At 61.9% G+C, this 12,532-nt stretch carries 13 protein-coding genes; 10 read left to right on the forward strand and 3 right to left on the reverse strand.

Features of this window, described 5'->3' with window-relative positions:
* Positions 1-48: 48 nt before the first annotated feature.
* On the reverse strand, positions 49-642 hold the full coding sequence (locus P3T40_RS28515) for a hypothetical protein (protein ID WP_429271058.1): 594 nt from the start codon (positions 640-642) through the stop codon (positions 49-51).
* A 131-nt stretch (positions 643-773) separates the two neighbouring features.
* On the opposite strand from P3T40_RS28515, the gene tauA reads away from it, so the two are divergent.
* From tauA to P3T40_RS28530, 3 genes are all read left to right on the forward strand, one after another.
* Positions 774-1,796: a taurine ABC transporter substrate-binding protein gene (tauA, locus tag P3T40_RS28520; RefSeq protein WP_429271059.1), complete on the forward strand. Its 1,023-nt coding sequence runs from the start codon at positions 774-776 to the stop codon at positions 1,794-1,796.
* Positions 1,797-1,871: 75 nt separating this feature from the next.
* A complete protein-coding gene (locus P3T40_RS28525; RefSeq protein ID WP_429271060.1) occupies positions 1,872-2,669 on the forward strand; it encodes a taurine ABC transporter ATP-binding protein in 798 nt (265 codons plus the stop codon).
* Positions 2,670-2,758: 89 nt separating this feature from the next.
* Complete coding sequence (locus P3T40_RS28530) at positions 2,759-3,571, forward strand: ABC transporter permease subunit (RefSeq protein WP_429271152.1); 813 nt, start codon at positions 2,759-2,761, stop codon at positions 3,569-3,571.
* Between the two features lie 60 nt (positions 3,572-3,631).
* Here P3T40_RS28530 and P3T40_RS28535 read toward each other — a convergent pair whose 3' ends face one another.
* The gene (locus P3T40_RS28535) at positions 3,632-4,315 is read right to left on the reverse strand and encodes an HAD family hydrolase (protein WP_429271061.1); all 684 of its coding nucleotides are present in this window, start codon (positions 4,313-4,315) and stop codon (positions 3,632-3,634) included.
* Positions 4,316-4,522: 207 nt separating this feature from the next.
* On the opposite strand from P3T40_RS28535, the gene P3T40_RS28540 reads away from it, so the two are divergent.
* A complete protein-coding gene (locus P3T40_RS28540) occupies positions 4,523-6,190 on the forward strand; it encodes a Na/Pi cotransporter family protein (RefSeq protein WP_429271062.1) in 1,668 nt (555 codons plus the stop codon).
* 4 nt (positions 6,191-6,194) lie between these two features.
* Here P3T40_RS28540 and P3T40_RS28545 read toward each other — a convergent pair whose 3' ends face one another.
* Positions 6,195-6,968, reverse strand: a complete 774-nt coding sequence (locus P3T40_RS28545) for a DeoR/GlpR family DNA-binding transcription regulator (RefSeq protein ID WP_429271063.1) — start codon at positions 6,966-6,968, stop codon at positions 6,195-6,197.
* 217 nt (positions 6,969-7,185) lie between these two features.
* Between P3T40_RS28545 and P3T40_RS28550 the strand changes: the two genes are divergently transcribed.
* The 6 genes from P3T40_RS28550 (at position 7,186) to P3T40_RS28575 (ending at position 12,447) form a co-directional block, all read left to right on the forward strand.
* Positions 7,186-7,320, forward strand: a complete 135-nt coding sequence (locus P3T40_RS28550) for a hypothetical protein (RefSeq protein WP_429271064.1) — start codon at positions 7,186-7,188, stop codon at positions 7,318-7,320.
* A 75-nt stretch (positions 7,321-7,395) separates the two neighbouring features.
* Positions 7,396-8,181 carry a glycerophosphodiester phosphodiesterase gene (gene ugpQ / locus P3T40_RS28555; protein WP_429271065.1) on the forward strand — a complete coding sequence of 262 codons (786 nt, stop codon included), beginning with the start codon at positions 7,396-7,398 and terminating at the stop codon, positions 8,179-8,181.
* A 105-nt stretch (positions 8,182-8,286) separates the two neighbouring features.
* Positions 8,287-9,399, forward strand: a complete 1,113-nt coding sequence (locus tag P3T40_RS28560; RefSeq protein ID WP_429271066.1) for an ABC transporter substrate-binding protein — start codon at positions 8,287-8,289, stop codon at positions 9,397-9,399.
* Between the two features lie 219 nt (positions 9,400-9,618).
* Complete coding sequence (locus P3T40_RS28565; RefSeq protein WP_429271067.1) at positions 9,619-10,557, forward strand: ABC transporter permease; 939 nt, start codon at positions 9,619-9,621, stop codon at positions 10,555-10,557.
* Entirely contained in the window at positions 10,554-11,357 is an 804-nt protein-coding gene (locus tag P3T40_RS28570; protein WP_429271068.1) for an ABC transporter permease, read from the forward strand. Before P3T40_RS28565 ends, P3T40_RS28570 begins: the two co-directional genes overlap by 4 nt.
* A gap of 19 nt (positions 11,358-11,376) precedes the next feature.
* A complete protein-coding gene (locus tag P3T40_RS28575; protein ID WP_429271069.1) occupies positions 11,377-12,447 on the forward strand; it encodes an ABC transporter ATP-binding protein in 1,071 nt (356 codons plus the stop codon).
* Positions 12,448-12,532: the final 85 nt, after the last annotated feature.

A 12,532-nucleotide genomic window follows, 5' to 3' on the forward strand; every position in this document is an offset into this window, starting at 1 on the left:
AGGCTCTCCCTTAATCGGGTGTCATTATAGCTCGATCAGGATAAATATTTAGGTTAGCGAAAAATGAGATACGGAGAAGGTTGTCGCGACGATTGCCGTTGTAACGATCGGCGCCCACACCAGCCTTCTGTCAGGGGTGTCAGCGCTTTCCAGCTCACTGAAATATTTCCTTGCGTCGGCAGCGCCAAACACTACGACAACAGACGATATGACGATGAAAGCCGCGTGCCATACCAGTCCAACCCATATCCATGAATGGCTGCTCGTGTACGTGGATTGATTGAGCGCGCAACCCAACTCGTAGCACGCGGCGGCACTCATCGCGATGACCGTCCAGAACAGCTGGCCGTGCCGCAAGGCCGTCTTCAAAACATCGCCGGCAATCTCACGATAGGCGAGCGAGAAATTCAGTAGCGGCAGCAGGGCGATAGGCGCGAGAACCGGCACACCGACGTTGGACAGAAACCAGCTTAAGTGAGTTAAAAGATCGACCATGGGTTCAGCGGCGTAGTAAAGAGAACCAGCCGATGATCCCGTCCACAGCCGAAACCGGTCAATCGACCGAACGGCCAACTTGTGCTCCGCACGCGACTCTGCCACCCTCCGTTGCAAACCCCCGCGCGCGTGTTCCAGCAGACGCATTCATCCGACTCAGCGTGAAAAGCAATGCTCAAACAGCGTGATTAGCAATCTCGAATTCATTAGAACCACCCGTGTCCAAACTCCCTATAGTCGAAAGCCTCGCTAACACCTTATTAAAACGGGGCTTCTCGATGAACCGATTCTTCCGCCCGCTCGCCGCGCTCGTGACGCTGCTTGCCGTGTCCGCTCCCTTTGCGAGCGCCGCCCACGCCGACACCAAAGAAGTTGTGATCGCCTATCAGGACATGGTCGTGCCATGGCGCTACGCGCAGGCCACCGGCGAAGTGGAGAAGGAGACCGGGTACAAGGTTGTCTACCGTCAGCTTGGCAGCGGCGCAGAGGTGGTCCGCGCGCTGGCCTCGGGTTCGGTGCAACTCGGTGAGGCCGGTTCCAGCCCGATCGCAGCAGGTCTTTCGCAAGGCGTCGATATTTCGCTGTTCTGGATTCTCGACAACATCAACGATGCAGAAGCGCTGGTGGCGCGCGACGGCTCCGGTGTGACAAGTCTCGCCGGGCTCAAGGGCAAAAAGATTGGCGTGCCGTTCGTGTCGACCTCGCATTTCCATACCCTGGTTGCGCTGCAGGCCGCGGGCGTCAACCCGAATGATGTGAAAATCGTCAACCTGCGCCCGCAAGAAGTCGCGGCCGCGTGGGACCGCGGCGACATCGATGCAACCTACATCTGGGATCCCGTTCTCGCCAAGGTGAAGAAGAACGGCAAGGTCCTGATTACCTCGGGCCAGGTTGCGCAGGAAACGGGTAAGGCGACCTTCGACGGCTTCGTGGTCGATCGCAAATTTGCACAGCAGAATCCGGAATTTGTCGCGCGCTTCGTCAAGGTGCTCGCAGCGAGCGATGCCAACTATCGCGATCACACGTCGACGTGGAACGCGACTTCGCCGGAAGTCGCTGCGGTCGCGAAGGAGTCCGGAGCGAATGCCCAGGACGTGCCGGCGAGCCTTGCGCTATACGCATTCCCGTCGCCGGCTCAGCAGGCGTCGAACACCTGGCTGGGTGGCGGTGCGCAATCCGGAGCGGCGAAATCGCTGGCTGCGACGGCGGCGTTCCTGAAGACGCAAGGAACGATTCAGAACGTGCTGCCGGACTACTCGGCGGGCATCGATCCGCGCTTTGTTCAGCAGGCGGCACACTAGGAAGACGGGACGCGCCGTGTGTCGTTTGGATGCAGCACCGGCGCCGCCTGGTTTTCCGAACCAACAGGTTTTCAGATGAGTGGTCTAGAGATCCGGCGACTGCATGTCGCCTACGAAGGTGCACGAGGCGCGGCGCCGAACGTTGCGCTTGCCGATGTCGATCTGCGTATCGAGTCCGGCGAGTTCGTCGTGGCGCTCGGCGCGTCGGGTTGCGGCAAGACGACCTTGCTCAACTGTATTGCCGGCTTTATCCAGCCGACCGGCGGCGAAGTTCGTCTGAACGGCGAACTGGTTAACGGCCCCGGCGCCGATCGCGGCGTGGTGTTTCAGAAGTACGCGCTGATGCCATGGCTCGACGTGCTCGACAACGTCGCGCTCGGCTTGCGCTTTCAGCACGTGCCGAAAGCGCAGCGCCACCGTATCGCACGCGAAATGCTCGCGCTGGTGGGTCTGGAGCACCATGCGCACTCACGCGTTTATGAGTTGTCGGGCGGCATGCAGCAACGCGTGGGCATTGCGCGCGCGTTGGCGAGCGATCCCGAAGTGCTGTTGATGGACGAGCCAATGGGCGCGCTCGATGCAATGACGCGCGAGTCGATGCAGGAACTCGTGCTCGACGTGTGGGGCCGCACGCACAAGACGGTGTTCTTCATCACGCACAGCGTTGAAGAAGCGCTGTTTCTGGCGACGCGCCTTGTCGTGATGACACCGGGGCCGGGCCGTATCGCCGAGAGCTACGACTTGCCTTTCGCCCGACGCTTTCTCGAGACGCGTGATGCGCGGGCGGTGAAGTCGTCGCCCGAGTTTATCGAGTGGCGTGAACGGCTGGTGCGTCGCTTACATCAGCGTGCGCCGGAAGAGGTGCTGTTGTGACTGTTTCACATGATTCGCTTAGCCAGATACCGGTGGCTCAATCGGGCGCCACCGTGACGGAGGCATTTCCTGTCCCGGCTGCGTCGGCGGTGACGAAGAAAGGCCGCCCAGTGCGTGCATGGCGCATGCCGGGCGAAGGGCCGACTGCTGCGTTGAGCATTGCGTCAGTGTGCGCGCTTGCCGCGTTGTGGTGGATCGCCACGCACCTGCAGTGGTTACCGCCGCTTTTCCTGCCGACGCCTGAGGCCGTGTGGGCCGCATTCATCGACGCTTGCCATGGACGCATCCAGGGCGGACTGCCCTTATCGCAGCATCTCGCGTGGAGCGCGCTGCGCGTGTTCGGCGCGTTTGCGCTGGCCACCGTCACCGCTGTGCCGGTCGGCATTCTGATGGGCGTGAGCCGGGTGGCGCGCGGGCTGCTGGATCCGCCGCTGGAGTTTTACCGGCCATTGCCGCCGCTCGCGTATTTGCCGCTCGTAGTGATCTGGTTCGGCATCGACGAGACGGCGAAGATCGTCGTCATCTACCTCGCCTGTTTCGCGCCAATCGCCATGGCGGCGCGCGCCGGAGCACGCAGCGCGACCGTCGAGCAGATTCATGCGGCCTATTCGCTCGGCGGCAAGTTCACGCAGATCGTGCGTTACGTGGTGTTGCCGGCCGCGTTGCCGGAGATTCTGACCGGACTGCGGATTGCGATCGGCTTTGGCTGGACCACTCTGGTTGCCGCAGAAATGGTGGCGGCGACTGCGGGCCTGGGGCAGATGGTGTTGAACGCATCGAGCTTTCTACGCACTGATGTGGTGGTGATGGGGATCGTGCTGATCGGTCTGATCGCATGGATCTTCGACCTGGGGATGCGTGCGCTGGAACGGCGGCTGGTACCGTGGAAGGGACGCGTGTAGGACCACCAGGCAAGCGGTTGGGCACGGCGCCCGTTCAACCGCCCTTCAATCGCGCAACCGTCACGCAAACAACTCAATAATCGGCCAGTCCCGCTCCTGCGCAATCGCGCGCAGCCGTGGGTCCGGATTGGTCGCCACCGGATGCGTGACACGCTCGAGCAGCGGCACGTCGTTGATCGAGTCGCTATAGAAGTAGCTCTTCGGAAAGTCCTTCAGCGCATACCCCAGCGAAGCGAGCCAGTTCTCCGTACGCACGATCTTGCCTTCGCGGAAAGTCGGTACGCCCACTGCAGTGCCCGTATAACGCGCGAGCGGATCGCCGCCTTCAGTGCCGAGTTCGATGCCGAGCAGATGCTCGAAGCCCAGTGCTTTGCCGATCGGCGCCGTCACGAACACATTCGTCGCGGTCACGATACAGCACAGGTCGCCAGCATCGAGATGTCGTTGAATCAGTTCGCGCGCGGCGGGCCGGATTGCCGGCACGATCACCTCGCTCATGAACGCGGCATGCCATGCATCCAGTTGCGCGCGGGAGTGGCGTGCCAACGGCGCGAGCGTGTAGTTCAGGTAATCGTTCATGTCGAGCGTGCCCGCCACGTATTGGCGGTAGTACACATCGATTTCTTCCGCGTGGCGCTCGGCGCCTTCCACACCGAGCTTCGCTATGAAGTGGGCCCACGCCTGGTCGCTGTCGAGCGGCAGCAGTGTGTGGTCCAGATCGAACAGCGCGAGGTTACGACTCATCTAAGGGTTCCTTGCATCAACGCTTCGAAACCGGCTCGCTGCCGGTGTGTGGCGCACATGTCCGCATGTTGGCAGATCGTATATTTAAGTACACAAAAATACAATAAGGCAAAATTGTGCAACACTACTGTCATATTTCTCCGGGTGTCGTCGGGCGGCGGCACGCGGGTCCGGTCATGGTTGGAGGTTTGAGAAGAGTAGTGGCCTATGTTGATTCTGCTTAACCTTCTCTCCGGTGTGGCGCTGCTCGTGTGGGGTTCGCACATCGTTCGCACAGGCATCCTGCGCGTTCTCGGTGCGGATTTGCGCAGTGCCCTCGGCCGCAGCACCGGCAGTCGCTTGCGCGCGTTCGGTTCCGGCGTCCTGGTGACGAGCCTCGTGCAAAGCAGCAATGCGACCGCGGTGATCGTCACGTCGTTCGCGGCTCAGGGCTTGCTGCCCCTCACCAGCGGTCTTGCGATCATGCTCGGCGCGGACGTCGGCACGGCCCTGATGGCGCGCGTGCTGACGCTGGACCTCTCGTGGCTGTCGCCGATCCTCGTTCTGGTCGGCGTGCCGCTCTTCCTCACCCGCAAGCAGACGCGCGTCGGTCAGGCGGGCCGCACGGCGATCGGCCTCGGGCTGATCCTGCTGGCGCTGCATCTGATAGTCGAAGCCGCTCAGCCAATGATGCAGGGTGCGGGCGTGCGCGTGATGTTCGGCGCGCTGACCGGCGACACGATGCTCGATGCGCTGGTCGGTGCGGCCTTCGCGGTGATTTCCTACTCGAGCCTTGCGGCGGTGCTATTGACGGCGACGCTGGCATCGTCCGGCGTCATTTCGCTGAAGGTGGCGTTGTGTCTCGTGATCGGCGCCAATCTCGGCAGCGGCCTGCTGGCGTTGAGCGGCACGCTCGCGCAAAACGCGGCGGCGCGGCGCCTTGCGCTCGGCAGCCTGGTGTTCAAGCTGGCCGGCGCACTGTTGATCCTGCCGTTCGCGCCTTTGCTGGCGCGCGGCCTGCCGGTGCTGATCAGCAATCCGCGTGAGGCGGTGGTCGGGTTCCATCTGATCTACAACACGCTGCGCTGTTGCGCATGCCTCGCGCTGATCGACCCGGTTGCGCGCGTCTGCACGCGGCTGCTGCCGGACCGCCCGGCGCAGAACGGCGAACTGCGCGCGCTGCACCTCGACGTGGCAGCCCTCTCCACGCCCTCGCTGGCGCTGGCGAACGCAGCACGCGAAGTGCTGCGCATTGGCGACATCGTGCGGACCATGCTCGACAACGTTGCCGAGCTGATTCATCACAACAATCTGGCCAAGGCGCGCGAGACGACCCGGATGGACGACGATGTCGATCATCTATATGCCGCAGTTAAAGGTTACCTCGCGCGCATTTCCCGCGAGCAGCTCGACGAGGCGGACAGCCGCCGCTGGACGGACATCATTGCGCTCACTATCAACCTCGAGCATGCGGGCGACATCATCGAACGCATTGTGAGCGACATCGAAGAGAAGAAGATCGCCCATAGGCTGTCGTTTTCCGAGCAGGGACTAGGCGAGCTGGAGGATCTGCACGCGCGCCTCGTCAGCAATCTGCAGCTGGGGCTATCGGTGTTTCTCAACAACGATCTGCGTTGCGCGGAGCGCTTGCTGGCGGAGAAGGAGCGTTTTCGCGACCTCGAACGCTTGTACTCCTATGCTCACCTGGACCGTCTGGCCGGGCAGACCTTGCGCAGCATCGAGACCAGCGCCTTGCACCTGGACATGATCAGCGACATGAAGCGGTTGAACTCGCTATTCTGCTCGACTGCCTACCCGGTGCTCGATGCCGCCGGCGCGCTGCACGATACACGCTTGCGCAAGCGCGTCCTCGATACGTTGCACGCGCCGGAATAAGCGCCTAAGCCAGGATGATCCGCGCGACCTTCTTCTTCAGGGCCGCGAAATCCGCAGCGTCAGCCGCCTTCTTGTTGGTGATCAGCACGTCGATCTGCTCGGGCTGGCAGTACGAAATGCGGCTGCGCTGGCCGATCTTGCTGTAATCGGCGAGGATGACCACACGCTGTGCGTTGGCGACCATCGCCCGCGCCACCTCTGTCTCTTCGTGATCGTAGTTGGTAGCCCCGTGCCGCGGGTCGATGCCGACTGGCGAGAGCAACGCCACATCCGCCCGGTAGCGATGAATCTCAAGGATCGTCGTGCTGCCGCCTGTCGCCATGGCCCGGTCGCTGATCGAGCCACCCAGCAGAATGACTTCATTGGCGGCCTCTGCCTGCTGCTCGGTCGCGCCACGCATCTTTAGCGCCACGTCGATCGAATTGGTCACCACCGTGAGATTGGCGAGCTTCGCCAGCTCCTCCGCAAGCGCCGAGGTGGTCGTACCGGCATCGATAAACAGCGTCTGGCCGCTGGAGATGACACCGATCGCCGCCTTGGCGATCGCCGTCTTGGACTTGACGCGGGTGTGGGCGCGTTCTGCGATGGGCGCTTCGTCGGCGGGCTTGATCGCGCCGCCATGCACCCGCCGCAATTCACCGAGTGCCTCCAGGTCGAGCAGGTCGCGCCGTACGGTTTCGCGCGACACCCCGAGATCCGCCATGATCCGTTCGGTCGACACCCGTTGCAGTGTCGATAGCAGCGCGCGAATTCTCTGATGACGGTCTTCCTGCCACATGCATTTTCCCTTTGCGAGTGAGTCGGTCTGGACAGTGTTTTTTCGCCTATGACATCACTGACACGGTTATGTGTCGGGCCTATGTCATCGGCGCTACTTTACTCGTTTCGTGTTGTATTTTTTTGGTGCCTTGCAAATTTGTGTATTTAAATTTAGCCTTCGCAGATCGGATGATGCGTAGCGAATGCGAACATGGAATGTTCGAAAAGGAATTGAAATGTCCAGTTTCGAACACTGGATGTCGCTTTTGGCAAGCAATCTGCCGTATGCTGGCTCCATACTAAGCTCGGCGGGTAGCGTTGCCGCACGTTTCGATGCGGTGCTGCAACATGACAACCAGACGACGGGATAATACCGTTCGGTTCGTCATCCTGACGATGACGGCATGGCGAAAGTGCGCAGCGTTCTATTTCTAAGGTGTACAGACGTGGGAACTGGGATTGATCGTACTAGCGCCGACTGGCCGTATCCGCGGCTGGTCGCGCACCGCTGTGGCGGCACGCTCGCGCCGGAAAATACGCTTGCGGGGTTCGACGCCTGCAAGCGCTACGGCTATCGCATGGTCGAATTCGACGCCAAGCTGTCGGCGGACGACCACCTCTTCCTGCTGCACGACGACACACTCGATCGCACGACCAATGGCCATGGTCCTGCCGCCGAGCATACGTGGCAAGAGCTGGCGAAGCTCGACGCCGGTTCGTGGCGCGACGCGGCTTTCGCAGGCGAGCGCCTGCCGACGCTCGCAGATGCGGCCGCCCGCTGCAAACGGGACGGTATCGCCGCGAACATCGAAATCAAACCTTGCCCCGGGCGCGACGTCATCACCGGCCAGCTCGTCGCCGGGGCTGCGCTCGCGCTCTGGCAGGATCAGACGCCACCGCCGCTGCTGTCGTCGTTCTCATTCGAGGCGCTCGCCGCTGCACGCGAAGCAGCCCCCACGCTACCGCGCGGGATGCTGTTCGAAGCGGTGCCCGACGACTGGCTGCGCATCGTGCGTGAACTCGAGTGCGTCTCGCTGCATGCATCCCATAAGCATCTCACCGCGGAGCGCGTCGCCGAGATTCGCGCCCAGGGTTTGCGCGTACTCGTCTACACGGTGAACGATCCGGACCGCGCGAGGCTGCTCGCCCAATGGGGTGTTGACATGATTTGTACCGATCGCATCGATATGCTTGCGCACGACATGCTGTCCACGCCTCGCAACCTGGCTTAACGTGTGAGAAGCATGGCAGGCGCGCTGCAGAGTTCGCGCGCCGAAGACAATCGTCAAAGGCAGTTTTCCTAACGTAGCAACTTTAGGCAAAGGATGGGGAATACTATGAACCGCACGTGGCTAAGCCGTGTTATCTCGATGTCAGCGGTTGCGGGTGTGGCCGCAGCAGGCGCAGGCAGCGCGTCCGCCGCGCCGCCCGATGCGCTGGTCGCTGCCGCCAAGCAGGAAGGTCAGCTCACCGTGATCGCGTTGCCGCATGACTGGTGCGGCTACGGTCCGATGATCGCCGCCTTCGAAAAGAAGTATGGCATCAAGATCAACGAGCTGAATCCGGATGCCGGTTCGGGCGACGAAGTCGAAGCCATCAAGGCCAACAAGGGCAACAAGGGACCGCAAGCGCCGGACGTGATCGACGTGGGTCTGTCGTTCGGCCCGACCGCGAAGACGGAAGGCCTGCTGCAGCCGTACAAGGTGTCGACGTGGAAGGAGATTCCCGATTCGGCCAAGGATGCTGACGGCTACTGGTACGGCGACTATTACGGCGTGCTGTCGTTCGAAGTGAACGCCGACATGATCGACAAGGCGCCGGCTGACTGGAGCGATCTGCTGAAGTCCGACTACAAGAACGCCGTGTCGCTCGCAGGCGATCCGCGTTCGGCCAACCAGGCCATCCAGGCGGTCTACGCGGCGGGTCTGTCGACGGGCAAGGGCGATACCGCCAAGGCCGCTGACGCCGGTCTGAAGTACTTCGCCGACCTCAACAAGAACGGCAACTTCGTGCCGGTGATCGGTAAGGCCGCTTCCCTCGCACAAGGCACGACGCCGATCATCGTGCGTTGGGACTACAACGCACTGGCTGACCGTGACACCCTCAAGGGCAATCCGAAGGTGCAGGTCGTGGTGCCGAAGACGGGCGTCGTAGCGGGCGTCTACGTGCAGGCGATCAGTGCGTTTGCACCGCATCCGAACGCCGCGAAGCTGTGGATGGAATACCTGTACTCGGACGAAGGCCAGATCGGCTGGCTGACCGGCTACTGCCACCCGATCCGCTACAACCAGCTGGTTGCCGGAAAGAAGGTGCCGCAGGCGCTGCTCGACAAGCTGCCGCCAGCGGCTGCCTACAAGACGGCCGTGTTCCCGACGTTGTCGCAGCAGGATGCGTACAAGGACACAATCACGAAGCACTGGGACGAAGTGGTTGGCGCGAACGTGAAATAAGGTTGGGTATCCCGCTGGTTTAAAGAGGCGAAGCAAGAAGTTGAAGTAAGTGTGATGTTCGAATCCGGATGGCGGCAAGGCGCCGTGCAAGGTGGCCGCCTCGCTCCATCTGGATATTTTTTTATTGCTCCAGCATGCTGTGTGTCGGACCCGCCTGAACGCTTTCGAGCGTCGCCCTGCGCGGCCCCGGCTTTAGCCTGATTGCTCCAAGGGTGACCTATGACCGCTTCATCGGATATCGGGTCGGCGCAGCCGGAACTACTGGTTCCGCCGGTGCCCACGCCTGCGCCCGACGTGAAGGGGCCGGGACAGTCGTCCCAGCTCCTGACCTGGCTAGGCGTCGCGCCATTCTTCATTTTTGCCCTGCTGTTCCTGATCTTGCCCACTGGCTTCCTGATGGTGGGCGCGTTTCAGGATCCCCAGGGGCACTTCACGCTGGTCAACTTCCTCGATCTGTTCCAGCCGGGCGTCCTCGACGCGTACTGGATCAGCTTCAAGGTGAGTGCAGCGTCGGCGATCGGCGGCGCCGTGATCGGCTCGCTGCTGGCATGGGCGGCTGTGCAAGGTCGCTTGCCGGTCTGGATTCGTCCGACGCTGATGACGTTCTCCGGCGTTGCCTCGAATTTTGCCGGCGTGCCGCTCGCGTTTGCTTTCATCTGCACGCTGGGGCGCGTCGGTCTAGTCACGGTATTGCTGAAGAAATACGTCGGCATCAATCTGTACTCGACGGGCTTCAGCATTCTCAGTTTCACCGGTCTGACGGTGACGTATCTGTACTTCCAGATTCCGCTGATGGTCCTGATCGTCACGCCGGCGCTCGACGGTCTGAAGCGCGAATGGCGCGAGGCCTGCGACTGCCTCGGCGGCACGTCGTTCCAGTACTGGCGCTATGTCGCGTTACCGGTTCTGTGGCCGAGCGTGCTGGGCGCGACCCTGCTGCTGTTCGCCAACTCGTTCGGTGCGGTCGCGACGGCCTATGCGCTCACGGGAAGTTCGCTGAACATCGTGACCATTCTCTTGTACGCACAGATTCGCGGCGACGTATTGCATAACCAGAATCTCGGCTACGCGCTGGCGCTTGGCATGATTCTGGTGACGGGCCTGTCGAACGGCGGCTACATCTGGCTGCGCTCGCGTGCTGAGAGGGGACGTCGATGAATAGCCAATCGCGTGCGGGCGCATGGACCGCAATGATCGTGGGCTCGCTGTATTTTCTGATTCCGCTTGCGGCCACCCTCGAGTTCAGTCTGCGCATGCGGCGCAGCGAATACAGCTTTGACGCTTATCGTGTCGTGCTGACCGATCCGCGTTTTCAGGCCTCGTTCGGCTACTCGATGCTGATGGCAGTCCTGACGATCGTGGTCGGTGTGCTGCTGGTGGTGCCGACGGCGTACTGGGTCCGCTTGCGTCTGCCGAAGCTGCGGCCGGTGGTGGAGTTCATCACATTGTTGCCGCTGGTGATTCCGGCGATCGTGATCGTGTTCGGCTATCTACGCATCTATAACAGCAGCTCGATCCTGCCGCTCACCGGCAACGAGCGCGCCACCGATCTGCTGCTGGTGTTCGGCTACGTCACCTTGTCGCTGCCGTATATGTACCGCGCGGTCGACGCGGGTCTCGCGGCGGTCGACGTGCGTTCGCTCACCGAGGCCGCCGAATGTCTTGGGGCGAGCTGGCCGACCATCCTGTTCAAGGTGATATTTCCGAATATCCGTTCCGGCATTCTGTCCGGCGCCTTTCTCACCTTCGCGGTGGTGATCGGCGAGTTCACGCTGGCGAGCCTGCTCGACCGGCCGGCGTTCGGACCGTACCTGCAGCTAATCGGCGCGAACCGCGCGTATGAACCGTCGGCGCTCGCGATTATCGCGTTCGCCATCACCTGGGCCTCGATGGGGCTGATCCAGGTATTTGGCTCAGCCCGCGGCTCGGCTCGCGCGCTGGCCGGACAAAAACCCTGATGAACTGAGGCGTCGAATCATGGCATTCCTTGAGATCGAAAATCTGCACAAGTCCTTTGGGGCGAGCACGGCGCTGCATCATTTCGACATGAAGATCGAGCGCGGCGAGTTCATCACCTTTCTCGGGCCCTCGGGTTGCGGCAAGACGACGGTTCTGCGCATGATCGCGGGCTTCGAAAGCCCGACGCGCGGCGTCATCCGGCTCGACGGACGTGACGTCACGCATTTGCGCACACGGCAGCGCAAGGTCGGCATGGTGTTCCAGTCGTACGCGCTGTTTCCGAACATGACCGTGGCCGACAACATCGGCTTCGGACTGAAGGTGGCGCACCGTCCGCAGGAGGAGATTCGCAAGCGGGTCGGCGAGATGCTGGATCTCATCAAGCTACCGCATGTCGCAGAACGCTACCCGTGGCAGCTCTCCGGTGGCCAGCAACAGCGCATCGCGCTAGCCCGCGCATTGGCCGGCAAGCCACAGGTCCTGCTGCTCGACGAACCGCTGTCGGCGCTCGACGCGAAGATCCGCATTTCGCTGCGCCAGGACATTCGCGCGTTGCAGCGTGAACTCGGCATTACATCGATCTTCGTCACGCACGATCAGGAGGAGGCGTTGTCGATCTCCGACCGCATCGTGGTGATGAACGAAGGGCGGGTCGAGCAGGTGGGCACCTCGTCGGAGATCTATAACTATCCGCGCACGCGCTTCGTGGCGTCGTTTGTCGGCACGCTGAATATTCTCTCCGGTCACGTAGTAGATCCGGCGAGCGGAAAGATGGCCGTTGATGGTCAGGAACTCGTGACCACGCAGCAACTCGCGCCGGACGACGCCGGTAAAAAGCGTCTACTGGCGTTGCGTCCGGAAGCGATCGTGCTGGAAGCGCCGGCGGCGGGGCGCAACACGTTGGCGGCGACCGTGGAAGAAGTGAATTTCCTCGGCGCGGTGGTGCGAATCCGCACGCGGGTAAAAGATGCGGTGATTTCGCTCGACGTCTTCAACGATCCGAATCGCCGGCTGCCCGAGCGCGGTCAGCCGGTTGCTTTGGGCTTTTCGCACGAAAACCTGCTGGTGCTGGAAGAGGGCGCGGCTTAGGCGCTGGGTGTCTCGCCAAGGGACGCTGAACGGCGGGCTCATGCATCCTTCGGTTTTTCCGAACCATTGCTCCTGAATTAACAGG

The sequence above is a fragment of the Paraburkholderia sp. EB58 genome (assembly GCF_050436665.1).
Lineage (GTDB): Bacteria > Pseudomonadota > Gammaproteobacteria > Burkholderiales > Burkholderiaceae > Paraburkholderia.

Excerpts from the sequence above, each read along its gene's own strand:
- P3T40_RS28575 (WP_429271069.1), top strand. The coding sequence starts at position 11,377 with ATGGCATTCCTTGAGATCGAAAATCTGCACAAGTCCTTTGGGGCGAGC.
- P3T40_RS28545 (WP_429271063.1), bottom strand. The coding sequence starts at position 6,968 with ATGTGGCAGGAAGACCGTCATCAGAGAATTCGCGCGCTGCTATCGACA.
- P3T40_RS28535 (WP_429271061.1), bottom strand. The coding sequence starts at position 4,315 with ATGAGTCGTAACCTCGCGCTGTTCGATCTGGACCACACACTGCTGCCG.
- P3T40_RS28540 (WP_429271062.1), top strand. The coding sequence starts at position 4,523 with ATGTTGATTCTGCTTAACCTTCTCTCCGGTGTGGCGCTGCTCGTGTGG.
- P3T40_RS28565 (WP_429271067.1), top strand. The coding sequence starts at position 9,619 with ATGACCGCTTCATCGGATATCGGGTCGGCGCAGCCGGAACTACTGGTT.
- tauA (WP_429271059.1), top strand. The coding sequence starts at position 774 with ATGAACCGATTCTTCCGCCCGCTCGCCGCGCTCGTGACGCTGCTTGCC.
- P3T40_RS28560 (WP_429271066.1), top strand. The coding sequence starts at position 8,287 with ATGAACCGCACGTGGCTAAGCCGTGTTATCTCGATGTCAGCGGTTGCG.
- P3T40_RS28570 (WP_429271068.1), top strand. The coding sequence starts at position 10,554 with ATGAATAGCCAATCGCGTGCGGGCGCATGGACCGCAATGATCGTGGGC.
- P3T40_RS28515 (WP_429271058.1), bottom strand. The coding sequence starts at position 642 with ATGCGTCTGCTGGAACACGCGCGCGGGGGTTTGCAACGGAGGGTGGCA.
- P3T40_RS28550 (WP_429271064.1), top strand. The coding sequence starts at position 7,186 with ATGTCCAGTTTCGAACACTGGATGTCGCTTTTGGCAAGCAATCTGCCG.
- P3T40_RS28525 (WP_429271060.1), top strand. The coding sequence starts at position 1,872 with ATGAGTGGTCTAGAGATCCGGCGACTGCATGTCGCCTACGAAGGTGCA.